Source organism: Microbacterium xanthum, from assembly GCF_034531355.1.
In the GTDB taxonomy this organism is placed as follows: Bacteria; Actinomycetota; Actinomycetes; order Actinomycetales; family Microbacteriaceae; genus Microbacterium; species Microbacterium xanthum.
In genome coordinates this window covers 781918-806952 of record NZ_JAWHUE010000002.1, presented here as the reverse complement: position 1 = coordinate 806952, position 25035 = coordinate 781918, and the positions used below count along the sequence as shown (strand labels likewise).

Below are 25035 nucleotides of genomic sequence, written 5' to 3'. Positions count from 1 at the left end.
GGCAGACACTGCGCGGGAGCTACATCACGAACCCGCTCGTTCGGAGGAGAATCGGGCATTGCACTGCTGCTGGAGTTCGACATCTCCCCACATCGGGTGCTGCGGGGCCGCGTTGGAGCAGACGATGGTCCCCCAGGCGCCCACACGGATCGACTCCTCGACGGCGTGCCGACAGAACGCAGATCCGATCGGACCTTCCTCGAACGTGCCTTCGAGGGGCGTGTAGCCGATCCACCCCTCAGCAAACACCAGCGGAACGTCTCGGGCTGCGGCGAAGTCAGCCGCGACATCCAACCAGAGGCGGAGAATCGCTCGCATCTCGAAGTGGTGCACCTGGTATCGCTCGTAGAGGAACCGGTCGAATGCCCCCTCGTCGATCCAGTCCATGAGGAACGTTTCCGGCTTCCCCATGATCGTGGCATCCATCTTCCACGCGTCCTCCCCCGACAGGACCCACGTCTGCGCGGGCGGCGCGTCGTCGCGAAGGAGACCCAGGGCGCGGACCTGCTGCTCGGGAAACGCCGCGAGATCACCGCGAAGGTCGAAGGCGGCCGTCACTTCGTCGAGCACGCCGTAGACGTACGGGTGAGCGACGAAGACATCGATGTTGCGGGGAACGTACCGCATGGCGTCCACCGGCACTCCGGAGTAGTTGACGGTCACAGGATGTGCCGGATGCCTCTCATGGAAGGTCGAAAGGCCGGCCTCGAGCCTCGGCCGGAGCGCGGCCATGAGGCCGACGGGGTCCTCATACCAATTCGGCAACCCTTCCGTGAGATGTCCGCCCTGGACCTCGTTGTGCAGTTCGGTGAATGCGATGCGGTGCCCCAACCCGGCTTCCTCGACGACGTCCACGAGCGACGCCAGCGCCTCGGCGAGTGCCGTCGGACGGTCCTCGGCGGGAACGCCACGAAGGGCGTCCCACCAATCGCGGGACTCGGCGAACGCCGAAGACTGCTGATATTCCCACGAGGAGAGGATCACGAACAGATCGTGCCGCTCGAGCGTCTCGAACAACTCGAGAAGATGTCGACGCGCATCGATCAGCGTGCGCTCTTTCACGTTGTACCAGCGAACGCGCTGGCCGTACTCGCCCCCCAGCGGCCCGAGCGCGAAGGCCGACGTGTCGATCCCCGAACCGAACAGCAGGAAAGGCATCGCGCAGATGCGCACCGTGTTGTAGCCGCGCTCGACAGCCTCCGCCGCCGCACGATCGAGATCCTCGAATGGTTCACCGGGCCCGGTGCGCACGTACCAGGAGAAGTCCCACAGCGTGATGGTCAGCCGCTCGGGCAGCCCCGGTCGAAGCGGAACCGGGCGATACGGCGCATCGGCGGCGAGGTTCTCCGCCGCGACGGCAGGGGCGAGTGCATCGCTATGAGACATGTACGTCAGCATCCTTTTCTCGTGCGGAGGGGCTTTCCTCAGACGGCGTGGCGCTGGTTGCCGGTGGCCAGATGGCCCGACCCTCAGCGTCTCTCAGCGGGATCCGCCGTCGCGGGATCAAGCCGCCGACGTCCTCGATCCAGGTGTCCATCAGGCGTCGGAGTCGATCCGCCTCCCCGGGGAGGACCGCACAGAGATCATGCTGCTCCGAGACATCCGCTTCGAGGTCGAACAGCAGTTCGGTGTCGTCCTCGTAGAGGCGGATGAGCTTGTATCGCCCGTCGCGAACCGCTGCCCCGGGGGTGCCGCCCTGGTTGGCATAGTGCGGGTAGTGCCAGAAGAGCGGACCCCGCTCCGCTGGTCGCCCCCGCCAATGCGACGACAGGTCGACTCCGTCCACGTGCTGTTCCGGGAGAAGCGGCAGTCCGCACATCCCCAGCACGGTTGGGTAGATGTCTGCGGAGATCGCCGGCACCTCGGAGATGCTCGCGTGCGGCACGACGCCGGGCATGCTGACCAGAAGCGGGATACGGACACCTCCCTCCTGCATCCATCCCTTGCCCTCCACGAAGGGAAGGTTCGAGGTCGGCGAGCCTTCGGCGGTCGCCAACCCGCCGTTGTCCGACGTGAAGATGATCAGCGTGTTCTCTCGAATGCCCTCGTCGTCAAGCGCATCGAGCAGTCGACCGACGCACGCATCGAGGTGTTCGACCATGGCGGCGTAGTCGGGATCTCCTTGCCGTTGACGACGTCGTACATGAACGCCGCGCAGGTGCCAGGTCGGCATCTCCTCCTCGTCTCGCAGGACATCGAGGTCGCGCCCCATCCGTCGGGCCTTCGCCTCGTACTTCGCCGACAGCCCACCCGGGGGCTCGATGGGGGTGTGTACCGCGTAGTGCCAAAGGTTCAGGAAGAACGGACGCGCGTCACGCTCACGGATCAACGTGATCGCTTCATTCGTGAGCCTGTCCGTCAAGTACTCTCCCTCGGGGCCCTCCTCAAGAGTCTCGATGCCGTAAGGCGAGTGATAGGTCGTCGGGGAACCCATGTGACACCCGCCGATGTTCACCTCGAATCCGTGACGGTCGGGCCACGTGCGTCTCGGACCGAGATGCCACTTGCCGACGTGCCAGCTGGCGTATCCGGCGTCGGCAAGGGCGCGCGCCAGCGTGTACTCGTCCTCCGGAAGCTCCCGGAAATAGGGTACGTCTCGCAACGCACCGGTGGCGAAACCACCGATGTACTGTGTCACGCCGACACGCGCCGGACTCTTGCCCGTCAGCAGGCTCGCCCGTGTCGGGGAGCACACCGGTGCGCTCGCATACGCGTCGGTGAACCGCATTCCCGACGCGGCCAGCGCATCGAGGTGCGGTGTCTCATAGAAATCCGAACCCGTGCAGGCGAGGTCCACCGCCCCCAGGTCGTCCACGACGATCAGGATGACGTTCGGGCGATCCGGTGCCGTCTTCTCGCTCACGCCGCGTGCCCTGCGGGCGCGACACGGCCGGTGCTCCGCACCGGTCCGAGGCCTTCCGGACGCTCGGGCGACGCGAGAGCGCCGGGGCGGAACTCGCCCGCGAAATGACACGCGACCCCGTGCAGGTCGGCATCGTCCACCATCGGACGCTCGGTCCGACAGATCTCCCGGTCGGTGTTCACCATCGGCCCGATGGGACACCGCGTGTGGAAGCGGCATCCGCTCGGCGGATCGAGGGGGGTGGGAACCTCGCCCTGCAGCACGACACGCTCACCCTTCGCCTGAGACGGATCCGGGTCGGGTACGGCCGAGAGCAGGCTGGCCGTGTAGGGGTGCAGCGGTCGCGCGATGACGTCTTCGGAGGGTCCCGACTCCACGATCTGCCCGAGGTACATCACAAGGATCCGATCAGCGACGTAGCGCACCGTGGCAAGGTCATGTCCGATGAAGAGGTAGGACAGGCCGAGGCGCTCCTTCAGCTCCTTCAGCAGATTGAGGATCTGCGCTTGAAGGGAGACGTCGAGAGCGGCAACCGCCTCATCGCAGACGATGAGTTTCGGCTCCATCGCCAGAGCTCTGGCGATGACCAGTCGTTGCTTCTGCCCGCCGGAGAACTCGTGCGGGTACCGGTCGAGGGCCGAGGCATCCAAACCGACGAGTTCGAGGAGTTCGCGACTACGCGTGTCGATGTCCGTCTCCTTCACGCCCTGACCCCGCAGGGTGAGTCCGAGCATCTTCCGGACGACCATGCGCGGGTTCAGCGCCGACATCGGGTTCTGGAAGACGATCTGCACGTCGCGGTTGTAGCGACGCCGCGCGGCGGCGTTGAGGCCGGTCGCATCCTTGCCGTCGTAGACGATCGCCCCCGAGGAAGGCTCATCGATACCGAGAACGAGCCGCGCGATCGTCGACTTGCCACACCCGGACTCGCCCACAAGGCCCACCGTCTCCGAGGCGCGGATCTCGAAGTCCACTCCGTCGACGGCGCGCACTTCACGTCGGGAGAAGAAGCCCTTGCGCGGACCGGGGAAGTGCTTGACGAGGTCGCGGACCTCGAGGACCACCTCCTTCTCCGTCGACGAGATCGCGGACTCCGCGGAGCCTTCCTCCACGCGTGACGCCGGGAGGGGTGCGTCACCGAGCCAACACGCGTGTGAACGCCCCTCGCCTCCTGCCGTCAGCGCAGGGTCAGACGCGAAACACTTCTCGAACGCGAGCGGGTCGCGCGGCGCATAGGCACAGCCTGTGATCTCTTCGCGCAGCGACGGAGGCCTTCCCTCGATCGAGGTCAGCGGAAGGTGCCGCGGATGCGTCAGCGTGGGGGTGGCCTTCAAGAGATCCCGCGTATACGGGTGACGCGGGTCGGCGAACACCGACGCGGTGTCGCCGATCTCGACGATTCGCCCCGCGTACATCACCGCCACGCGCTGACAGAGCTGCGCGACGACGCCGAGGTTGTGGGTGATGAACAGGACGCTGGTGTTCTGCTCCCTGTTGAGCTTCGCGATGAGTTCGAGGATCTGCGCCTGTACGGTGACATCCAGCGCCGTGGTCGGCTCGTCGCAGATGAGGAGCTCCGGCTGGTTCGCCAGCGCGATGGCGATCATGACGCGCTGCGCCATTCCCCCGGAGAACGCCAACGGGTAGTCCTTCAGACGCGCGGCGGGATCCGGGATTCCGACCATCTCCAGGAGGTGCACTGCCTCATCGTGGGCGACCGTGTCGCTGACTCGGCGATGCGCGCGGATCGACTCGACGACCTGGTCCTCGATCTTCATGAGCGGGTCGAGCGCGGCGACGGAGTCTTGGAAGATCATGCTCATCCGGCGACCGCGAACGCCGCGTAGCTCGTCTGCGCCCATCGCGAGGACATCGCGCCCATCCAACATGACCTGGCCGGCCTCGATGACGCCCGGCGATCGCACCATGTTCATGATCGACATCGCCGTCACCGACTTGCCCGAGCCGGACTCGCCGACCAGGGCCAGTGACTCGCCTCGGCGGAGGTCGAAGGAGACGCCGCGCACAGAGGTGACGGGGCCACTGCTGGTGTGGAACGTCGTCGCGAGGTCGCGGACGCTGAGAAGAGTCGACACGTGAATTTCCTTCGTTCTGGGTCAGCGCTTCAGCAGACCGCGGTTGAGCCCGTCGCTGATGACGTAGAAGCTCATGACGAGCGCGGTGAGGACGATCATGGGCGCGAGCGCGTATTGAGGAGAGATGGACATGAAGTCGGTGCTGCTGCGCAGCAGCGCGCCGAGCGACGGCTCGGGTGGGACGACGCCGATACCGACGAAGCTCATCCCACCCTCGATAAAGACGGCGATCGAAAGGCTGAGCGCTGCCTGAACCACGAGCGGGTCCACCGCGTTCGGAAGCACATGCTGTCCGAGGACCCGGACGGGCCCCGCGCCGGTCACGCGCGCGGCGACCACATAATCGCGACTGAGCTGCGCACGCGCGGCGCTGCGGGTGAGGCGACCGAAGAGCGGGATGTTGATCAACGTGACCGTGACGAGAACGGCCATGATGCCCGGCCCGAGGATGGCGGCGACGGTGACACCCATGACGATTCCCGCGAAGGCGAGCGACACGTCGAAGATCCGCTGCAGGACGATGTCGAGATACTTCGATGTGGTGCTCACCAGGCCGAGCACGACGCCGATCGCCGCGCCGAGGGGAACCGCGATCGCTCCCACCAGTGCGTCCTGCCGGATGCCGTACACGACGCGGCTGAAGAGGTCACGCCCGAATTCGTCCGTGCCGAGCCAGTGCTGTGCGCTGGGTGGCAGGAAGGCGTCGGGGCTTTGCGCGTACGGAGAGGGGATGGGCAGGATCGGCGCGAGCAGTCCGATGGCGATGATGGACACCGCGACGACCACGCCGACGATGGTGGACGGATAACGCAGACCGCGCAGGAGTCCGTTGCGGTCGCGCGCAGCCCGGCGCACGGGCCGGACGACGGTCGGCTCGCTCATGCCGCCAACCTCAGTCGGACGCGGGGGTCGATGGCAGCATCGGCCAGATCGGTCAGCAGCTGGGTCGTGATGAACACGGCCACAGCGAGCAGCAGAAGCGCTTGAGTCAAGAGGTAGTCCCTCGTTTGCACGGATGTGAGGATGAGCTGCCCCACCCCCGGCCAGGCGAAGATCACCTCGACCAGGATCGCGCCGGCCAGGAGGTTGGCCACCTGGAGTCCGACGATGGTGAGGACAGGCGGGAGCGAGTTCGGCAGCACGTGGGTCCGGAACAGTCGGCCTGCTCGGAGACCACGCGCCGTCGCCGCCACGACGAAGTCTTCGTCGCGCTGCTGTCTCATCGAGACGGCGAGGAATCGGGCGATCGTCGCGCCCGTCGGAATCGCCAATGTCACGGCGGGGAGGACGAGGAAGGGAAGCATCCCAATCGGGTCGTCCAGGCCCGGCCCGATGCCGACCGACGGTAGCCACCCGAGCTGCACGGAGAACACCAAGGCGAGCAACAAGCCGACGACGTAGGGCGGGATGGCGAACGCGAAGGAATTGACGGCACCGACCAAAGCGGCGGTGTTCTTCCGTCGGGTGACTCCGAGGAAGATCCCGACCGCACCTCCGAACACCAGCGAGAGGATGATCGCCGCGCCGGCGAGCACGGCGGTGTTGGCGAGTGCTTCCCCCATGAGCTCGCCGATCGACGCGTTCAAGATGTAGGAGGTTCCGAGATCACCCGTGACGACGCCGCCGATCCAGAGCAGGTACTGCAAGATGAGTGGTTGGTCGAGACCGAGATTCGCGCGGATCGCGTCGACGGTTTCGGGAGAGGCATCCGGCCCGGCGAGGACCACCGCCGGGTCACCGGGAACGAGTCTGAGAATGAAGAAGATGACGATCGACGCGAGGAAGAGAACGACGATCGCCGACGGGATGCGTCGAAGGGTGTAGTAGAGCATGGAACTCCCGGGTAGGGAGGTCTCCAGCGGCGATGCTGAGACCCCGTTTCATCCGGGCCGGCGCGACGTTCGGATCCGCACCGGCCCGGAACGCCATCAGTCGAGATACGCCGTGTCGAGGATGGGGTAATCGAGGATCGTGAAGTCCATGTCCTTGAGCTTCGCGGTCGTCGTGTAGGTGTGATAACTGGCGATCAGGTCGGTGACGAACTGCTGGTCGATGAGGAACTCGTTGACCTTCTCGATGTTCGCCGACACAGCCGCTTCATCGGTTTCGACCCACAGGGCGTCCGCCAGCTCGATGTACTCATCGTTGACGAAGCCGGACACGTTCGAGTCCGCGCGGTACGGGAAAGCACCCTTGATGAGGCTGGCGGGCGCCATCTGACCGAAGCCGTGCGGGCTCAGCCACGCGCCGCCGAACGATGACCCGAGGAACTTGGTCTGGAAGTCGGCTTGCGGCAACGGATCCGCAACGGCCTTGAGGCCCGCTTCTTCGAGGTCGAACACGATGATCTGCGCGAACGCCGATAGGATGCTGTTGCCCGAGGGGTAGGAGATCGTCAGCTCTTCTCCGACGACACCGGCGGCCTCGAACAGCTCGCGCGCCTTGTCGAGGTCGTACGAGTAGTAACCATCGAGCTCGGCGTCATATGCCGGTGAGACCGGGCTCCACGGAAGGGAGGCCGGCGCACCGTTGCCGAGGAGCACCTGGTCGATGAGCCGCTCGCGATCGATGGCGTACGCAAGACCTTGCCGCGCCCGCTTGTCCTGGAGAACCGGGGAGTTCACGTCGGAGCCGATGTAGTACGCAGCGTCCTGCGCGGGGGCGTTGACCACGACGAAGTTCGAGTCGGAAGACACCGAGACGGCGTTGCTGGGCGCGAGATCGACCGCCATGTCCACCTCGCCCGACCGCAGCGCGGTGACGGTGGACTGCGGGTCCGGGATCACCGTGACCTCGACGCCGTCGAGGTAGGGCGCCCCGGCCCAGTAGTCCTCGAACTTCGATAGCGACAGGCCCTGACCGGGCTTGTAGTCATCCACCGAGAACGGACCGGTGCCGTTGAAGGCCGTCCCTTCGAGAAGACCCTCGATGCTCTCATCGTCGACGATCGGAACCAGGGTGAACACGTCGAAGAGGTTGGTGACGGAATGCTCCAGCGAGATCGACACCTCCGTGTCACCGAGCGCCTCGACCTCCGTGATGATGTTCGCCACCGACTTCATCTGCGACGGCACCTCTGGAAGCTTGACCGTCTCCATGCTGGCGATCACGTCAGCGGAGGTGAGCGGGGTGCCGTCGTGGAAGGTCACGTCCTCCCGCAGCTGGAAGGTGATGGTCCGCCCATCCTCGGAGAGCTCCCACGCCTCGGCGAGGGAGGGCTTGGGCTCCTTGGTCTCCAGGTCGAGTTCGATGAGGGTGTTGAAGATCATCCGCTGCACGGCGAGGTTCCCCTGCGCCTGGCTGAAGAAGCTGGCCGGCTGGATGTCCGTGCCCTGCGCAACCGTGAGGGTTCCGCCCTCCTTGGGCTCCGAGGCCTCGCCCGAGTCGCTCTGTCCCGCGGCGCAGCCGCTCAGGACGAGCGCACCGATAGTGGCGGCGGCAGCGAGCATCGTCCCCGCCTTCGGTCGACGTGTGCTGTTTGTCATGTGACTTCCTTGTCTGGTAGCGATCTTTCAATCGATTGAAATGACTGTATAGAGGGATCAATCAGCCGTCAAGGCATTATTCGTCGCGACCTGCGAGAGCCCGAGCGCCCATCGTCATCCCGCCGTCGATACGCACCGTGTGAGCGGGCAGGGTCTCGGTCTGTGGGACAGAACGCAGAAGATCGCTGCGATGCACAGGCCAGGCCCCGAAGGCGGTCGAGACGTGCGCGATGAGGTCACGCACCAGCGCATCACGGATCGAGGCGGATTGCGGATCCTCGTAGATGTTCACCCACTCGTTCGGGTCTGCGACGAGATCGTACAGTTCGCCCTGCGCCGTCCCCACGGCCGGGTCGACGAAGTAGATGAGCTTGTGACGCTCGGTTCGCCACATCCAGGCGGGCGCCGGCTCGTGCATCTCTGCGAAGCTGCCGCGACGGGCAGGTCCCGTCAGAAGCGACCGACTCGGATGGCCCGGCGCGTTGCCACCGGCGCCCGCCACGTCAGAGAGCGTGGCGTAGAGATCCAGGATCTCCGTCGGGCGAGGGTCCACCGTCCCCCGGAGCGTCGCCGGCAGAGCCGTTCCCGACAACACCAGGGGAACGCGCACGCTGCTGTCGTAGAGGCAGTACTTCGAGAAGTGGAAGAACCGCTCCCCCAGAAGCTCACCGTGGTCGCTCACGAACACGATGAGGGCGTTTCGAAGCCGCCCCCGGCGCTCGAGACGCTCCATCGCCTCGCCGAACAGCGAGTCCAGCCAGGTGCAATTCGCCCAGTACCGCAGCGTCGCCAGACGTCGCTGCTCCGACGACATGCCCTGCCATATCGTCCGCCAACGCTCGCTTCGCCCGCTGAGGAACGGCGAGTTCTCGTCGCGCACGCGGATGTGGTCGTACCGCGTGTGATCCCACGGAGGCATCTGCAGATCGGGAGTGTCGGCGATGTCATAGAACTGCTGGAACTCGGCAGGCGGGATGTGCGCCGCGTGGGGCTTCGCGAAGCTCAGATAGAAGAACAGGGGCTGGTCGGTGTCGAGGTCGGGCCCCTCCAACCACTCGACCGCCTTCTCCGCGATCCACCCGTCGATATGACGACGCGAGGGCAACTCCCCCGGCGTCCCCACGTACCCGGCCGGCTCCTCTTCCCCCGGCCCGTAGTCCTTCACCGCCGCGGCGTACTGCGCATAGCCCTCGGGATCGTCTTCGTGCTGCCAGTGCGTGGCACCGTCCTCGAGCCCGAGATCAGGATCGCCGACGACGCGCACGTCGAACCCTCGTGTCGACGGCGTATGCGCGGTCGTGCCCCAGTGAGTCTTACCGAACCCGGCGGTCAGGTATCCGGCGTCTCGCATGACCTCGGGAAGGACCCGAACGGGCAGTTCGTCGTCGTCGGGCGTCGACCACCAGTTCGCCCTCACTCCGGACTGCGAGGGATACAGTCCGGTCATCAAGGAGAATCGGCTCGGCACGCACATCGGCGCTTGGCAGGTGGCCCCCGTGTAGCGCACGCCGTCACGCGCGATGCGATCGAGGTGGGGAGTCAGGACGCGAGGATCCTCGACACCCAAGGCGTCCCACCGCTGCTGATCCGTCATCAGGAAGATGATGTCCGGCCGCTGATCCGTCATGCCTGCACCCCTTCGCTCTCCCGGCCGGCCCGATCGTCATGCCGGGCATGGTGGGCTGCGATCACATCGCGGTACCAGTGCGCAGAATCCTTGGGCCATCGGTCCAAGGTCTCCGGGTCTATTCCATAGATGCCGTACCGTTTGGTGAATCCCGCGTTCCACTCGAAATTGTCCATGAGGCTCCAGAGGTAGTAGCCGCGGACATCCGCACCGTCCTCGATGGCTCGAGCGATCCACTCCAGGAACCCTTCGATGTAGCGGATGCGATCCCCGTCTCGACGCGGATCATGTCCTTCCGAGTCGGGGTCGAAGACGCCGTTCTCGGTGATGACGATCGGCTTCTGCCACCCGTACTCATCACGCGCCATCATGATCGCGTCGTACACGGACTTCGGGTAGAACTCGTTGCCGTTGTCGAGGAAGTTGCCGCCTGGTTCGGGATCGCTCTGCGCCCATCCCGCCTGGTCCTGCTGCGAGTCGACGACCACCCGGGAATACACGTTCAGACCCAGGTAGTCGATCGGACGCGAGATGGCCGCCACGTCACCGTCACGGATGTCCGGCAGCTCGTCCTCCTCCTCGAGCCTCTCCAGGAGGTCAGCGGAATAGGCCCCTCGGAGCAGAGGATCCATGAAGAAACCGAACCCGTCTTGATCACCTCGACGCGCAAGCACACGATCCGCGAGCGAGTCGGTCTTGGGGTGCCGCTTCCACACGTCGAGGACGATTCCGATCTCACCCTGACGCGCGGCGGAGGAGCGGAAGGCGGAGACGGCTTCGCCGTGCGCGAGCAAGGCGTTGTGCATCGCCTGCCGGCCCGCACGCCGATCCGACCGCCCGGGCGCGAACCAGCCCAATCCATAGCCCGCCCAGAGCGCGATCGGCTCGTTGAGGGTCGCCCACGTGTCGACACGGTCGCCCAATGCGTCGAACGCGACGGCCGCATACTCTCCGAACCACGAGGCGACATCTCGGTTCGGCCACCCGCCGAGGTCTTCCAGCGCCTGCGGGAGATCCCAGTGGTAGAGCGTCACATTGGGGCGCACCCCCGCCGCCAGCAGCGAGTCGATCAGGCGCTTGTAGAAGTCGAGGCCGCGCTGATTGACCGCCCCCACACCGTTCGGGAGTATCCGAGCCCAGCTGAGGGAGAGTCGGTACCGGTCCACCCCCAGCTCCGCGAGCAGCTCGATGTCTTCGGGGTATCGGTGGAAGTGATCGCACGCAACATCGCCGGTACGACCGTCGACCACATTCCCCTCCCCATGCGTGAAGGTGTCCCAGATGGACGGCCCCTTGCCCTCTTCGGACCAGGCCCCCTCGATCTGGTAGGCGCTCGTGGCCACCCCGAACTCGAACCCCTTCGGCAGACGCATACTGGTCACCGCAGCCTCCTTGCCTGGCAATCATCAGCGATCGCAATCTCAATCGATTGAAATCACCATAGTCGGGCACGGTGACCGGGTCAACCGAACACCTCAGGAGTGCTCTGCGCACCCGCAGGATTCGCGCACGATGAGCTCGAGCGCCGGCTCGAGCGTCGGCTCGAACGTGCTCCCCATCAGCGTCAGCAGCGTTCGCCCTGCCAACTCGCCGAGGCCTCGAGCGTCTGTTCGGACCGTGGTCAGCGACGGCGTCATGTCGGCCGCGAAATCGAGGTCGTCGATCCCCACCACCGGGATGTGAATCCCCATGTTCGCCAGTGCCCGAAGGACCCCCATCGCCACGGTGTCGCTGTGGCAGATGACGGCATCGATCTCCATGCCGCGCTCCGCCACGAGGGCCATGAACGTGTCGCGTGCCTCGCCGGTGCTCGTCGACGGTGGCGAAGCCCAGGCCGGGAATGACGGCAATCCCGCGGCGGCCACGCGCGACGCGAAGTGTTCGAGACGGTCTCGTCGGGGCGAGGCGTCGATGAAACCACCGAAGTAGGCGATACGGCGAGCGTTGTGCTCGACGTAGAGGTGATCGAACGCCAGATCGACGATGTCCGCGGCGGAACGCTCCACGACGGGCGCCGACGAACCCTCGACCGTTCTGTTGAGAAGGACGGTAGGGATCTGGGCTTTGGCCAGGCCGGCGAGTTCTGCCGCGGTCGTCCCGATGACCGACGCGATGATGACTCCACCGACCTGCTCCTCGATGAGAGAGCGAAGCACGCGACGTTGGATCACGCTGTCCTCGAACGTGCTCGAGACCAGCAGGACCCGCTCCTGCTCACCGACGACCCGCTGCAAGCCGGCCGCGGTCGCGGCGACCAAGGGGTTGGCGAAGTCTGGGACCACCAGGCCGACCAACCGACGCTGATGCGTCCGCAGCCTCGCGGCGCTGCGGTTCGGCACGAACCCGAGGCGGTCAGCTTCCTCTCGTACCGCCTGTCGCGTCGCCTCAGCGATCACCGGAGCTTCGCGAAGAGCAAGAGATACCGTCGATCGGGAGACCCCGAGGGAGTCCGCGATCGTCTGCATCGTCACCGCACGCCGGTCGACCATCCGGCCTCACCCTCCTCACGACGCTCCGTGGCACCGTTTCGGGAGTGACAGTATCAGCCGCGGTGTGCGCGCGCTTCGCGTCCGGCGGCCGGTCCGGTCGACTCGCGCACGATCAAGGTGGTCTTGAGGAGCTCTGTCGCATCCGCGACCGGCTCCTCCTGAAGACGGGCGAGCAGGACTCGCACGGCGCGACGTCCCGCAAGTTCCAGCTCCGACGCGACGGTAGTGACAGCAGGGCTCATCAGCTCACTCCCGAACACGTTGTCGAATCCCACCACGCTGAGGTCTCGCGGCACGTCGATCCCGCGCTGAGCAGCCGCCTGCATCAGCCCGATGGCGATCAGGTCATTGAACGCGACGACGGCCGACGGTCTGGCCGCGACCACCCTTCGCAGGGCGCCCCTCCCACCCTCGATCGTCGGTGCTGTGGGGCCGATCTCGACGATGGCGATGCCCGCTGCCTCTGCGGCCTCGAGCAGGCGCTCCCATCGCCGCGCGCTGACCCACGAGATGTCCGGCCCGGCGAGGTAGGCGATCGACCTGTGCCCCAATCCGTCGAGGTGTGCGATGACTTCTCCGACGCCTTTGTCAACGTCGGGCAGGACGCTGTCCACGCCCGCGATCGCGCGGTTGATGAGCACCGTGGGCTTTCGACGCGCCGTCGCACGAATGGCCCCGTCGTGCAGACGGGTGGACGCGAGAATGATTCCGTCCACGCTTGGCATCAGCCTCGCTGTTGCCTCAGCCTCAGTCTCGCCAGACTCCTGCGACTCCGCCACGATAAGGGTGTAGCCGGCCTTCGCAGCCTCATGCTCCGCGCCGCGGACGACCCCGAAGACGACGGGATTAGTGATGTCGGCGACAAGCAATGCCAACGTCTGCGTGCGCCCTGTGTGAAGGCCCCTCGCCATGGGGTTGGCCCGGAAGTCGAGCCGATCCGCCGCCTGGCGGATTCGCGCCTCCGTTTTCGCGCTGATGCGTCCCGGCGTCGAGAGCGCCCGCGACACGGTGGACGGGCTCACGCCCGCAACGTCGGCAATATCGTAGATCGTCGCGTTCCCACCCCGCCGGACGATACGCTCGGCGACGTCGGCCGGCACATCAGGGCCAACCGGAGTCGTCCCCGCTGATCGACCCTGAGCCGAAGGGATGCTTGGGAGTCCGTCGTTCACGACTTCATCTTGTCAGGCAAGCCGGGGCGTCGCAGCGGGGCGCGGATCAGGGGCGGACCGTCGGATGAATGCGATCGCGCTCTGCACAAGCACCTCCACCGGTTCCACGATGTTCACAGTCAGCCCCAGCTCGTCGCCGGCGAGCGGTTCGAGGTCGACAAGCTGCGAGTCGAGCAGAGACGCGGGCATGAAATGCCCATCGCGGCTGGTTGCGCGCCCGACGATGACCTCTCGCGCTCCGTCGAGGTGAACGAAGAGCGTGGCAGGGCACGCGGCGCGAAGCCGGTCTCGGTATCTTCGTTTCAGCGCTGAGCAGGCGATCACGATTCCCCCCTCCGCAGCTCCCCGATCGAGATGGGAACCGATCACGTCCAACCACGGCGCACGATCATCGTCATCGAGTGGCGTGCCCGAGGCCATCTTGAACCGGTTCGCGGAGGAGTGCAGGTCGTCGCCGTCACGCCAGGGGATGCCCAGACCGGCGGCGAGGCGCTCAGTGACGGTGGACTTCCCCGAGGCGGACACCCCCATCACGACGACGGCTGGCGCGCCATATCGGCGATTCCCCACTCGATCACTCCCCCCGTCACCAGTCATGCACCGTCCCATCGACGAGCCGGTTGAAGGGCAAGTAGGCCTGCTCGTAGGGGTACTTTCCTGCCTCATCGACGTTCAACTCCACACCGAGACCGGGTCTCTCACCAGGGTGCAGCATTCCTCCCGACCATGTGAATGACTGCTCGAAGACCTGATCGGTCCTCGATCCGTGACGCATGTACTCCTGTACACCGAAGTTGTGAATCGCCAACCCGAGGTGCATCGCCGCAGCCATGCCGACCGGCGAGATGTCCGTCGGGCCGTGCATCCCCGACTTGATCTGATACATAGCCGCGTAATCGAGGACCTTCTTGAGTGGGCTGATGCCGCCCATATGCGTGACCGCACCTCGTACATAGTCGATGAGCTGCTCGCGAATGAGGTCTTTGAAGTCCCACACCGTGTTGAAGATCTCTCCGATCGCCAACGGCGTCGTGGTGTGCTGACGCACGAGCCGCAGCGCCTCGGGATTCTCCGCGGGAGTGCAGTCCTCGAGCCAGAACAGGTCGTACGGCTCCAACGCCTTGCCGAGCTTCGCCGCCTGTATCGGAGTCATGCGGTGATGCCCGTCGTGCAACAAGGGAATATCAGGCCCGAACTCGTTCCGCACAGCCTCGAACACCCCCGGCAGATGGTTCAGGTACGCGCGGGTGTCCCAATCCTCCTGCACGGGCTTCGGGCCGCGACGAGCCGGCTCGTGATCGTAACGAGCCTCGCCGCCACCCGCCTCGGCCGATTGCGATGCGATCCCGTAAATCGCCTTCAACCCGGGCACACCTGTCTGAATCCTGATTGCTCTGTACCCGTGCTCCAGATGAGATCGGACGCTGTCAAAAAGCTCGGGCAGTTCCTTGCCGGACGCGTGGCCGTAAGCCATCAGACCCGCGCGAGAGGCGCCCCCGAGAAGCTGGTACACGGGCATACCCGCGACTTTGCCTTTGATGTCCCACAAAGCCATGTCGACCGCCGCCGACGCGGCCATCGTGACCGGGCCGCGTCGCCAGTATGCGGAGCGATAGAGGAACTGCCACGTGTCTTCGATCCGCGTCGCATCCGACCCGATCAGCAACGGCACGACGTGGTCGCGGAGGTAGGCTACGACGGCCATCTCGCGACCGTTGAGCGTCGCGTCTCCGAGCCCCGTGACGCCGTCCGCAGTCGTGATCTTCAGCGTCACGAAGTTTCGGTCGGGGCTGGTGACGATGACCTCCGCCTTGTCGATGATCACGATCTACCTCCGAGTGTTGTGCTGTTCTGCGGTCGTCTTGCGCGATCGGCCTCGCCTGGACTCGCCTCGGCTGCCACCGCGCGGCGAATCCGGTCGACGGCAGCGGCAACCGCGGCCATGAAGGTCGGGTCGTGAGCAAGTCCCGTATCCAGGCACGCGACGGCGCGATCGAGACCGTTCGAGCCTCCCTCGCGGGGAGCATCTCCGGTGTCGCTCAGCCACCACGCCGCGACCGCCGCCGCACACCCCTCCGCAGGTCGGCCGGCCGCACGCTCGCGTAGCGCGACGGGGACGATGCGCAGTCGCATCTTGGTCGTGGCGTCCGTGGCGATCTGAACGAGTCGGTGCTCGATACGCGGGTTACGGAAACGTGCGATCAATTCGGCGGCGTAGTGCGTGACCTCGACATCCGGCAGGTGACGCGCCGCTTCCTGCCACAGCGCGTCGACAACCTCGCGGCACACCGGATCGTCGATGGCCCCACTCACCAGAGCGTGCCCGCGGAGCGTGCCGAGAGCGGCGAGCACACTGTGCGCACCGTTCAACATCCACAGCTTCCGCGCTTCCCACGGCGCGATGTCCGCGACAAAGCGAGCGCCGGCGGTCTCCCAGGCGGGGCGCCCGGATGGGAAGTCGCCGGCAAGCACCCAGTCCGAGAACTCCTCTGTCACGACCGGCGCGAGATCGACGACCCCCGTCTCCACGAAGACCTCGTCGGAGTCCTCCGGCGACATGCGAGGAGTGATGCGGTCGACCGACGTCGAGACGACCGATATCCCCGTCTCCAGCCACACGCGAAGAGGCGCGCTCGTCATCTCCGCGAGCGATGCCAGCGCCTGTCCGACCAGGTACCCGTTGTGGGGGAGGTTGTCGCAAGGGATGATCGCGAGCGGGGGCGCGCCGGACCGCCGGCGCCCCTCGAGCGCCAACAGCACCCGCGCGAGAGCGGATCGTAGAGGCGGAACCTCGTCGAGTGCGGATCCCTCCGCAAAGACCGCGCGAAGGATCGTGAGATCGTGACACACATGAGGGTCGTCCAGGTCGAGCACCCCCTCCGCATCGAGGTGATACGCGGCCTCGGTGATCGTGAGGGTCAGGACCACGACGTCGTGCGATCCGAGGACCGCGACGAATGCGGCGATATCGACGCCGGGGTACGCGGCGACGATGCTGTCGACGGTTTCGAAGGAGTCCGCTGCGCTGCCGCGGACGATGAGCGTGTACACACCGCCTTGTGCGTTGAGGCGCTCAGCGACATCCAGACTCTGGCCGGTGAAGGCGGCGATTCCCCAGTGAGCCGAGTCCGCGGCCCGCGCCGTGTACCAGGCTTGATGAGATCGATGGAACGCTCCCAGCCCGACATGAACCATTCTGATGGGCGGCGGTGCACCGCAACGACGAAGCTGAACTCCCCGGGCGATGTCCGTCACAGCTTGAACACCTCCCGCGGGATCGCGTCGACGAGATCCCGCGCGATCCGTTCTGCGAGCTCCAGGGTTATGCGTCGCTCCATGACCAAGCGAGACAGGTACGCGACATCCGCGCGGCGTGCGACATCATGTCGTGCAGGGATGGAGAGGAAGGCGCGGGTGTCGTCGATGAACCCGGAGGTACGGTAGAAGCCCGCCGTCTCTGTCACCGCCGAACGGAAGCGCAGAATCGCATCGGGTGCGTCGAGGAACCACCACGGCGCGCCCACGTAGACGCTCGGGTAGAACCCCGCCAACGGGGCAAGCTCTCGCGAGAAAGTCGTCTCGTCGACGGTGAAGAGCACGAGGTGGAGGTTCTTTTCAAGGCCGTACCTTTCGAGCAGCGGCTTCATTCCGCGTGTGAAGGTGGTCGGCACGGGGATGTCGTGGCCGGTGTCCGGGCCGAACGCCGAGAACGTGGCGCTGCTGTGGTTGCGGTGGATCCCGGCATGGACTGTCATGACGAGGCCGTCGTCCACGCTCATTCGTGCCATCTGCAGGAGCATATGTCCACGGAAGGCACGATGATCAGCAGCGCTTGCCTCCCTCCTCATCACCCGCTGGAACAGAGCGGCCGCCTCATCCGCGTCGATGTCGAGCGTGTACGGCTCTTCGACGCCGTGATCAGTAGACACGCCCCCGTGGCGCACGAAATGCTCTCGACGGTTCTCGAGCGCGGCGAGATATCCCGAGAAGGTGGCCGGCTCTGCGGTCGTCGCGAGGAGGGCATCGACGGCAGACCCGAACGACGCGGCATCTGGATCGAGATAGATGTCGGGCCGAAAGGTCGGCAGGACGTGACCCCCGAGGTCCGCCTCACGCAACTGCGCGTGGGCGGAGAGATCGTCCAGCGGATCGTCGGTCGTGGCGAGCACGCTCACGCCGAAACGCCGGAAGAGCTCGCGAGGCCGGAACTCCGGGCTCGCGAGCACCACGTCGACAGCGTCATAGATCTCATCCGCGGTTTCTGCGCAGATCGGAATCGTGATGCCGAGCACATCGGACAGCTCGGTCTCGAGCCAATAACCCGATGCGGTCCCGGCGAATCGGTGCCAGTTCTCGGCGAGGTGCCGCCATGTCGACCGCGGCTCCGCACCCGAGAGCTCGGAGAGGCTGACACCGGCAGCATGCAGCATCCGGGTGATGTAGTGATCCTTCGTCACGAAGAGCTCTGCGGCATTTTCGAACGCGTGATTGTCAGCGAGCATGCGCGCAGGCACATGCCCGTGCGGCGAGATGATGGGGGCGTCGGCGACAAGGGAGTACAGCTGTTCTGCCACGCCACGTATGGCCGGGTCCACAGGGAGGAGCCTCTCCCCTACGCGTCCGACGTTAGATCGCATGCCGCTCATCCAATCCGATTCCCTTCCAGGTGTCAACCGATTGCCATTTTCTCTGCGATTCCGCCCGAGAACGTTTTCTTTAAGCGCGGCGCGAATGGCCTCAATCGATTTCCATTGCGCCTTTCGCCGCCCGCTCCCCCGCGTCTCTTCAGGCGCGGGTCGCCGAGCTCGCGCGCGTCACGGTGTGCCGCAGCGCCTCGCCCCGTCGATGCCGGTCGAGTTCTTCGGCGACGAGCTCGCCGAGCCGCTGACGCTCTGTACCGTGGGAGCCGGCGGTGTGGGCGGTCAGGAACACATTGGGCAGGCCTCTCAAGGGGGATGATTCGGGCAGAGGCTCTCGTTCCGTGACGTCGAGTACGGCGGTGAGATCTGGCCGCTCGTGCAGAACGCCGATGAGTTCGTCCTCCCTCACCACGGCGCCACGGGCTGTGTTGAGGAAAGTGGCACCGTGCTTCATCGTCCGCAGCAGAGCTCCATCGATCGCCCCCCTCGTGTCGGGGAGCAAGGGAAGGTGACAGCTGACCACATCGCTCATCGCGAAGACGTCGTCAAGACTCGTCGGAGTGACATCCTCGAGGTCGGGCTCGCGGGAGCCGAGTGTCGGGTCGTGCGCGAGGAGGTGAACCTCGAACCGGCGCAGCTGCTCGACAACGAGACGGCCGATCGCCCCCAGCGCGACCAGCCCGACGGTGCGGCGATACACCCCGGGGACCTCCCGCCGCGAAGGAGGAGGCCACGGCGCACCGGCAGCCATCTCCCGCGCGATTCTATGGGACCCCTTCAAAGCCAGGACGACATGCGCGATCGTGAACTCCGCCACCGGGATGGCATTGGCCGACGCCGCACTGACGATCGGAATCCCCCGCTCCCAGAACGCATCCGTCACAATCCCTCGAATGCTGCCTGCGGCCATGAGAACCAGTTTCAGACGGGGGGCGTGCGCGAGCAGCGTCTCATCGAGGACTGGGGCTCCCCAGCCGACGAAGAGGTACTCCACCTCGGCGAGGACGTCGAGCCGCGCGGCGAGACCGGCGCTGTCCAGTGGCTCATGCACCCAGGTGCAGTGTCGCTCGATCGATGCGAGCACGTGCGGGGCGTAGACATCGTCGCGGCGGTCGTGCTCCATCACGATGAGCGCAGTCGCCCGTTGGCGTGGCGCGACCATCATTGCGCGCTTGAGGACGCGAGCGCGAGGTACCGCTCTCGCCTTTCCTGTTGACGGTCCGGATCGGCGACCGGAGAGGCGAGCAGCAATTTCTGCGAGTAGGGATGCGCGGGCGACTCGGTCACCTGCGCGGCCTCGCCCTCCTCGACGATCGAGCCCTTGAGCATCACGGCGACACGGTGACTGAGATGCGCGACGACGTCGAGGTCGTGAGAGATGAACAGATAGGAAACACCGGTGTCGCGCTGGATCTGAAGAAGTAGATCCAGCACACGCGCCTGCGTCGACAGGTCGAGCGCGCTGACTGGTTCGTCGCACACGATGAGGCGGGGTGACATCACCAGCGCGCGCGCGATCGCGATGCGCTGCCGTTGCCCGCCGCTGAACTCACGCGGCCGCCGGTGTGCACTGTCGACGGGCATGCCGACCTGGTCGAGGGCCTCGCGCACTCGTTTCCGAGAGTCCGCTCTCCCCATACCCTGCACAACCAAGGGTTCGGAGAGGATCTCGACGATTGTCAACGAAGGGTTGAGAGAAGTGTACGGATCTTGAAAGACGACTTGGATGTCGTTGCTCAATGACCGACGCTGCCGGCGCTTGGCGTGGGTGATGTCGTGCCCGTCGAAGAGGAGTCGACCGCTGTGAATGGGGACCAGTCCGAGGACGGCGCGCCCCAGCGTGGTCTTCCCCGACCCGGATTCTCCGACGAGGCCCAGCGTGCGCCCCGCCTCCAACGTGAGATCGATGTCGGAGATCGCGCGGAATGGCTTGGCGAACAGATGCTTCCGCGGATACTCGACGCTCACGGTGTCCAGCGCGAGAAGCGGTGCGCCGGCCTTTTCTGGGATCGTCACTTGCCCTCCTCCTTCCGAGGGTTCTGCGCCGACGACAGGAGCATCGTCATCGGCGGCTTTCCTTCCAGCACGGAATCCAGCAGCCGGCGTGTGTATGCCTCGCGTGGGGCCTTCAAGACGCTTCGCACATCGCCCTGCTCCACGATTTCGCCGGCCTTCATCACCACGACGCGATCGCAGATGTCAGCGACGACACCGAAATTGTGCGTGACCAGGAGCACGCCCATGTCAAGTTCGTCGCGCAGGCGCCGCAGCAGCGCGAGTACCTCCGCTTGCACCGTGACATCGAGCGCTGTGGTCGGTTCGTCGGCGATGAGCAGGTCAGGCTTGCAGCTGACGGCCCCGGCGATGAGGACGCGCTGAGCCATCCCGCCTGAGATCTCGAATGGGTACGCGGACATGGTTCGCTGGGGATCGCGGATCCCGACGATGTCGAGAAGCTCGAGTGCGCGTTTGCGCGCATCCGAGCGCGACAGTCCGAGTACGCGCATCATCGGCCGCATCAGCTGATGCCCGACCGTGAAGTTCGGATCGAGATTACTCATTGGCTCTTGGGGCACGTACGCGATCTTGGCCCCGCGGAGCGCCGCGACGGTGCCCGACGTCGCGGATTCTCCCCCCGGCGCCACGAGGAGGTGTTGGTCGAACCGGACGTATCCGTGGTCGATCGATGCACCGTCGGGCAGGAGGCCCAGGATCGCGAAGGCGGATTGAGACTTGCCCGAACCGGATTCGCCGACAACGCCCACCACTTCGCCGCGATTGACGTGACAGGTGAAGTCGCTGACCACGGTCTTCTGCGAGCCATCTGGTTCGGTGTAGGAGATCCGCAGCCCTGCGACGTCGAGGAGCGCGCCCGCCTGACCCTCCTCCGGCGAACCAATGGGAGGAGATGCGTCGGCTGAGTCGTCGCGCATGGCGGCTGCCTGCGCACGAGCCTGCTTGCGGACACGAGCCGAGACGGTCGGGCTGTCCTCGAGTGCATCTCTGATCGCGCTGCCAAGCACGATGAATGAGCCCACCGTGAGCGAGATGATCAGGCCCGGCCACAGTGCCAGCTCGGGCGCCGTGTAGATGTTGAGGAACCCTTCGCTCAGCATCGCGCCCCATGTCGGCACATTGGGCTCGCCGAGCCCCAGGAACTCGAGACCAGCCTGGATGGATATCGCCACTCCGCACAGAAGCGCGACCTGGATCACCAGCGGCGCGCGCACCGCGAACAAGACATGACGCCCGACGATGCTCAGGTCGCTCAAGCCCGACACCCGAGCCGCATCGACATAGAGCTCGTTACGGACGGCACGGACGGTTGTCCTGGTCAGCCGGAACAAGCCCGCCGACATCATGACACCGAACACCGTCATCGAGATCCACACGGCCTTGCCGAGCGAGGCGCTCGCGGCCAAGAGCACGATGATCGCCGGCAGCGACATGAGGATATTCGTGGCCCAGCTCGCCAGCCCGTCGAACCAGCCCCCGAAGTACCCGGCGCTCAGCCCCGTCGGCAAGGCGATGACCACCGCGACGCTGGCCGCCAGCGCGGCCGCCAGCAGAGTGCTTCGCGCGCCGATCATCAGACGGCTGAGGATGTCGCGTCCGGCACTGTCGGTGCCGAGGAGGTGCTCCGCGCTCGGCCCCTGGAACGCATTGCTGAGCTGGGCGAAGTTCGGATCGTACGGGGCGATCCAGGGACCGATGATCGCCACAAGCACGACGAGGCCGAGGAAGCCCATCGAGAACGCGCCCAACGGGTTCTTGAGGATACGCCGGATGAGACCCGAGCGACTTCTCCGCGTCGCCTTCGACGTCGGGCGTGATGTCAGTTCATCGGGGATGGTCATGCGACGCGCGCCTTCGGGTTGAGCCAGCCGACGAGAAGGTCGACGAGCAGATTGACAATGATCACAACGAGAACGACGTAGACGAGCACGCCCATGAGAAGCGGCATGTCGCCGATGATCGACGCCTGCAAGGCGAGGAATCCGACGCCGGGAAGCGCGAAGATCTGCTCGATCACCACGGCACCGCTCAACATGTTGATGAAGTGGAGGGACAAAATCGTCAGGCCGGCCGGAGCGGCTGCCCGAAGGACGTGCCGGTACAGGATCTCGTTGCCCGAGAGCCCTCGACTTCTCAGCGTCCGAACCCAGTCCATACTCAGCATGGAGATCATCGAGCTTCTGATTTGCTGAGCCGTCGATGCGATGGCGCTGATCGCCAGAGCGGCGACGGGAAGTGTCAACGAGTAGATCCATGGTCCGACGCCGCCCGCGATCGGTTCGTACCCGATCGCAGGAAACCACCCGAGTTGAAGAGCGAAGAGGGTCACGAGCGCAACCGCCATGACGAACTGCGGAACCGCGTCCCCCGCGATTGCCACGCCCTGGAGAGACCGGTCGACCGCGCCGCGTTTGACGGCTGCGGTGACGCCGACCAGGACCGCGACCACGGCGGTGACGATCGTGGTGAGCACAACGAGCGAGAGCGTGACAGGAAGTCGGAGCAGGATGCTGTCGAGGACGGGCTGACTGGTGAACCATGACGTGCCGAAATCGCCCGTGAGCGCGGACGAGAGCCAGTCAACGTAGCGCTCCACCAGCGGACGATCGAGTCCCAACTCGACGGTCTTCTGCTCGATCTGCTCCTCCGTCGCGACTTCGCCGAGGATGTTCTGCGCGACGTTCTGCGAGGAGAAGTAGAGCAGGAAGAAGGCGAGGGTCGACACGACGAAGAGGACGGCGATCCCCGAAAGAACTCTTCGGATCAAGAAAAGGATCATGAATGACAATCTGGTTGTGTGAGGTGGGCCGGACGATGTCCGACCCACCTCACTTGGTGGATGATCTCCAGCCGGTGTGCGGAACTTATCCGATCGGGGTGTAGTAATACAGCGACGGAACCGCCTGACCGACCTGCGACTCCACGTCGGTCTCCGCATTCGTCACGTAGACCATCGCTGGACGGTAGACCGGCGCGAACCAGGCTTCTTCGGTGATGAAGGCGTTCAAATCCTGCTGAGCGGCGACCGACTCTTCTTCGGAACCGAACTGGATCACTTCGAGCGCCTCGTCGATCCGCGGATCCGTGTTGCGGAACGGGTTGTAGATGGCGTCCGGCGTGATGAGCTGATTGGCCATGATCCAGGTCGGGCCCTGTGCGTTCGGCTTCAACGACGCGACGTAGTCCCCGGACGATGCCACGGACGCTCCTTCGCTCGCGGGCCGCTCATTCCAGGTCACGCGGATCCCGACATCCCCGAGGTACTGGCTCATGGCCGCCAGGTAGGCGGGATCTGTGTTGACCGAGGGGATCTCGATATCGAACCCGTCCGAATAGCCGGCCTCGGCCAACAGCTCGCGTGCTTTATCCGGATCGTACGCGTAGAAGTCCTCGTACTCCGGGTTGAACGCGTCCGAGTCCGGCGGGAAGATCTGCGAGGTGGTGGTGCCCAGGCCCGCTTCCACCTGCGCGACGAACTCTTCACGGTTGATGGCGTAGTTGATGGCCTGGCGCACCCGGACGTCGGCGAGGGGCTCGACAACCGTCCCGTCGCGATCGAGCAACATGATTCCGCCGATGTTCACCTCGTACAGGTGGTCGACCAGGCCGCCGGACAACGCCTGTTCCTGCGCCTTCGGCGAGAGCAGAGCGCCGTCGATCTGCCCCGCGAGGAGTGCGTTGAGGCGGGCTGTCGCGTCCGGAATGACGCTCAGCACGATCTCGTCATAGTGCTGGAGGGAAGGATCCCAGTAGTCCTCGTTGATCGTGAAGGTGTACTCCGACCCCGGAATCGATGCCGAAGCGTCCATCACGTACGGTCCGCTTCCGACGGGCATGGTGTCGATACCCCCGGCCTCGATTGCCGTCGGGCTGCCGATGAAGCTTGCCTGGACGGACATGTTGTAGAGCAGACCCGGGTCGGGAGCTTCCAGCTCGATGACGACGGTGTCGTCCGCCGGCGCCTCGATCGAGGACACCAGACCCAGCGTCGATGCAGCAGGTCCGTTCTCCTGCTTCAGCCGTTCGAGGTTGAACTTCACCGCCTCGGCATCCAGGTCGGTGCCGTCGGTGAACGTCACGTCATCGCGGATCGTCAGGGTCAGCTCCGTGGAATCCTCGTTGTACTCCCACTCCGTCGCGAGCATCGGCACGATCGTCCCGTCAGGCTCCTGGCGCAGCAGCGAATCGTAGGTCGGCTGGAAGAACTGCCGGTGATGGGCGAAGTGGGCTTGAGCCGGGTCGAAGGAATTGACCTCGAGGACGGTACCGAGCGTGAGCGAGTCACCCCGCGGCGACTCGGCTGAGTCGCTATCGGTCGGATCCTCCCCGGCCGATGTACACCCGACGACGAGAGCGGTCGACGCGAACGCGACCGTCGTCGCGAGGATCGCCCGGCGGACTGGGAACTTCATTGTTGCCTCCTTTGGCGCGGCTTCGGCGCCGCAATCGGGAATACGCTTTCCCCAGCTTCAGTGACTGCCTTGTGCTGAAGTTGTCAACCGATTGTCACCTGCCTCCTCTCGATCTGTCAACGGCCATTCCCGTCACGATCGGGTAACGCCCGGCGACCATAGGGTGCACCGATGACCGGGATCCCGTTGCCGGACGCGACCTGCAGGCTCTACGATGATGAAAATTCCGCGTCAA

At 65.4% G+C, this 25035-nt stretch carries 19 protein-coding genes; all 19 read right to left on the bottom strand.

Going from position 1 to position 25035, the window contains the following annotated elements:
* Window positions 1–24 precede the first annotated feature (24 nt).
* A complete protein-coding gene (locus tag RZO50_RS09220) occupies window positions 25–1386 on the bottom strand; it encodes a cellulase-like family protein (RefSeq protein ID WP_322599414.1) in 1362 nt (453 codons plus the stop codon).
* Window positions 1376–2863, bottom strand: coding sequence for a sulfatase (locus RZO50_RS09215; RefSeq protein WP_322599413.1), 1488 nt, complete (start codon window positions 2861–2863; stop codon window positions 1376–1378). The genes RZO50_RS09220 and RZO50_RS09215 overlap by 11 nt, the downstream gene beginning before the upstream one ends.
* Window positions 2860–4959, bottom strand: a complete 2100-nt coding sequence (locus RZO50_RS09210) for an ABC transporter ATP-binding protein (RefSeq protein WP_322599412.1) — start codon at window positions 4957–4959, stop codon at window positions 2860–2862. The genes RZO50_RS09215 and RZO50_RS09210 overlap by 4 nt, the downstream gene beginning before the upstream one ends.
* 21 nt (window positions 4960–4980) lie before the next feature.
* The gene (locus tag RZO50_RS09205) at window positions 4981–5841 is read right to left on the bottom strand and encodes an ABC transporter permease (protein ID WP_322599411.1); all 861 of its coding nucleotides are present in this window, start codon (window positions 5839–5841) and stop codon (window positions 4981–4983) included.
* A complete protein-coding gene (locus tag RZO50_RS09200) occupies window positions 5838–6791 on the bottom strand; it encodes an ABC transporter permease (protein ID WP_194423502.1) in 954 nt (317 codons plus the stop codon). Before RZO50_RS09200 ends, RZO50_RS09205 begins: the two co-directional genes overlap by 4 nt.
* 96 nt (window positions 6792–6887) lie before the next feature.
* Entirely contained in the window at window positions 6888–8444 is a 1557-nt protein-coding gene (locus RZO50_RS09195) for an ABC transporter substrate-binding protein (RefSeq protein WP_322599410.1), read from the bottom strand.
* 76 nt (window positions 8445–8520) lie between these two features.
* Window positions 8521–10071: a sulfatase family protein gene (locus tag RZO50_RS09190; protein ID WP_322599409.1), complete on the bottom strand. Its 1551-nt coding sequence runs from the start codon at window positions 10069–10071 to the stop codon at window positions 8521–8523.
* Window positions 10068–11444 carry a GH1 family beta-glucosidase gene (locus RZO50_RS09185; RefSeq protein ID WP_322599583.1) on the bottom strand — a complete coding sequence of 459 codons (1377 nt, stop codon included), beginning with the start codon at window positions 11442–11444 and terminating at the stop codon, window positions 10068–10070. Before RZO50_RS09185 ends, RZO50_RS09190 begins: the two co-directional genes overlap by 4 nt.
* 102 nt (window positions 11445–11546) lie before the next feature.
* Window positions 11547–12560, bottom strand: coding sequence for a LacI family DNA-binding transcriptional regulator (locus RZO50_RS09180; RefSeq protein ID WP_322599408.1), 1014 nt, complete (start codon window positions 12558–12560; stop codon window positions 11547–11549).
* Between the two features lie 53 nt (window positions 12561–12613).
* On the bottom strand, window positions 12614–13660 hold the full coding sequence (locus RZO50_RS09175) for a LacI family DNA-binding transcriptional regulator (protein WP_322599407.1): 1047 nt from the start codon (window positions 13658–13660) through the stop codon (window positions 12614–12616).
* 84 nt (window positions 13661–13744) lie between these two features.
* Window positions 13745–14263: a gluconokinase gene (locus tag RZO50_RS09170; protein WP_322599582.1), complete on the bottom strand. Its 519-nt coding sequence runs from the start codon at window positions 14261–14263 to the stop codon at window positions 13745–13747.
* A 55-nt stretch (window positions 14264–14318) separates the two neighbouring features.
* Window positions 14319–15557 (bottom strand): D-mannonate dehydratase ManD, encoded by a 1239-nt coding sequence (gene manD / locus RZO50_RS09165; protein WP_322599406.1) that lies wholly within the window; start codon window positions 15555–15557, stop codon window positions 14319–14321.
* A complete protein-coding gene (locus RZO50_RS09160; protein ID WP_322599405.1) occupies window positions 15554–16987 on the bottom strand; it encodes a mannitol dehydrogenase family protein in 1434 nt (477 codons plus the stop codon). The genes manD and RZO50_RS09160 overlap by 4 nt, the downstream gene beginning before the upstream one ends.
* Window positions 16984–18369, bottom strand: a complete 1386-nt coding sequence (gene uxaC / locus RZO50_RS09155; RefSeq protein WP_322599404.1) for a glucuronate isomerase — start codon at window positions 18367–18369, stop codon at window positions 16984–16986. Before uxaC ends, RZO50_RS09160 begins: the two co-directional genes overlap by 4 nt.
* 148 nt (window positions 18370–18517) lie before the next feature.
* Window positions 18518–19534, bottom strand: a complete 1017-nt coding sequence (locus tag RZO50_RS09150) for a hydroxyacid dehydrogenase (protein WP_322599403.1) — start codon at window positions 19532–19534, stop codon at window positions 18518–18520.
* The gene (locus RZO50_RS09145) at window positions 19534–20382 is read right to left on the bottom strand and encodes an ATP-binding cassette domain-containing protein (RefSeq protein ID WP_416211590.1); all 849 of its coding nucleotides are present in this window, start codon (window positions 20380–20382) and stop codon (window positions 19534–19536) included. The genes RZO50_RS09150 and RZO50_RS09145 overlap by 1 nt, the downstream gene beginning before the upstream one ends.
* A gap of 2 nt (window positions 20383–20384) precedes the next feature.
* A complete protein-coding gene (locus tag RZO50_RS09140; protein WP_322599401.1) occupies window positions 20385–22229 on the bottom strand; it encodes a dipeptide/oligopeptide/nickel ABC transporter permease/ATP-binding protein in 1845 nt (614 codons plus the stop codon).
* Window positions 22226–23167 carry an ABC transporter permease gene (locus tag RZO50_RS09135; protein ID WP_322599400.1) on the bottom strand — a complete coding sequence of 314 codons (942 nt, stop codon included), beginning with the start codon at window positions 23165–23167 and terminating at the stop codon, window positions 22226–22228. Before RZO50_RS09135 ends, RZO50_RS09140 begins: the two co-directional genes overlap by 4 nt.
* Before the next feature lie 85 nt (window positions 23168–23252).
* On the bottom strand, window positions 23253–24800 hold the full coding sequence (locus RZO50_RS09130) for an ABC transporter substrate-binding protein (RefSeq protein WP_322599399.1): 1548 nt from the start codon (window positions 24798–24800) through the stop codon (window positions 23253–23255).
* Window positions 24801–25035 lie beyond the last annotated feature (235 nt).

Coding starts and splice junctions, on each gene's coding strand:
- RZO50_RS09135 (WP_322599400.1), bottom strand. CDS start 23,167: ATGATCCTTTTCTTGATCCGAAGAGTTCTTTCGGGGATCGCCGTCCTC.
- uxaC (WP_322599404.1), bottom strand. CDS start 18,369: ATGCGATCTAACGTCGGACGCGTAGGGGAGAGGCTCCTCCCTGTGGAC.
- RZO50_RS09220 (WP_322599414.1), bottom strand. CDS start 1,386: ATGTCTCATAGCGATGCACTCGCCCCTGCCGTCGCGGCGGAGAACCTC.
- RZO50_RS09180 (WP_322599408.1), bottom strand. CDS start 12,560: ATGGTCGACCGGCGTGCGGTGACGATGCAGACGATCGCGGACTCCCTC.
- RZO50_RS09170 (WP_322599582.1), bottom strand. CDS start 14,263: ATGGGGGTGTCCGCCTCGGGGAAGTCCACCGTCACTGAGCGCCTCGCC.
- RZO50_RS09130 (WP_322599399.1), bottom strand. CDS start 24,800: ATGAAGTTCCCAGTCCGCCGGGCGATCCTCGCGACGACGGTCGCGTTC.
- RZO50_RS09140 (WP_322599401.1), bottom strand. CDS start 22,229: ATGACCATCCCCGATGAACTGACATCACGCCCGACGTCGAAGGCGACG.
- RZO50_RS09185 (WP_322599583.1), bottom strand. CDS start 11,444: ATGCGTCTGCCGAAGGGGTTCGAGTTCGGGGTGGCCACGAGCGCCTAC.
- RZO50_RS09200 (WP_194423502.1), bottom strand. CDS start 6,791: ATGCTCTACTACACCCTTCGACGCATCCCGTCGGCGATCGTCGTTCTC.
- RZO50_RS09150 (WP_322599403.1), bottom strand. CDS start 19,534: ATGGTCGCGCCACGCCAACGGGCGACTGCGCTCATCGTGATGGAGCAC.
- RZO50_RS09190 (WP_322599409.1), bottom strand. CDS start 10,071: ATGACGGATCAGCGGCCGGACATCATCTTCCTGATGACGGATCAGCAG.
- RZO50_RS09195 (WP_322599410.1), bottom strand. CDS start 8,444: ATGACAAACAGCACACGTCGACCGAAGGCGGGGACGATGCTCGCTGCC.
- RZO50_RS09205 (WP_322599411.1), bottom strand. CDS start 5,841: ATGAGCGAGCCGACCGTCGTCCGGCCCGTGCGCCGGGCTGCGCGCGAC.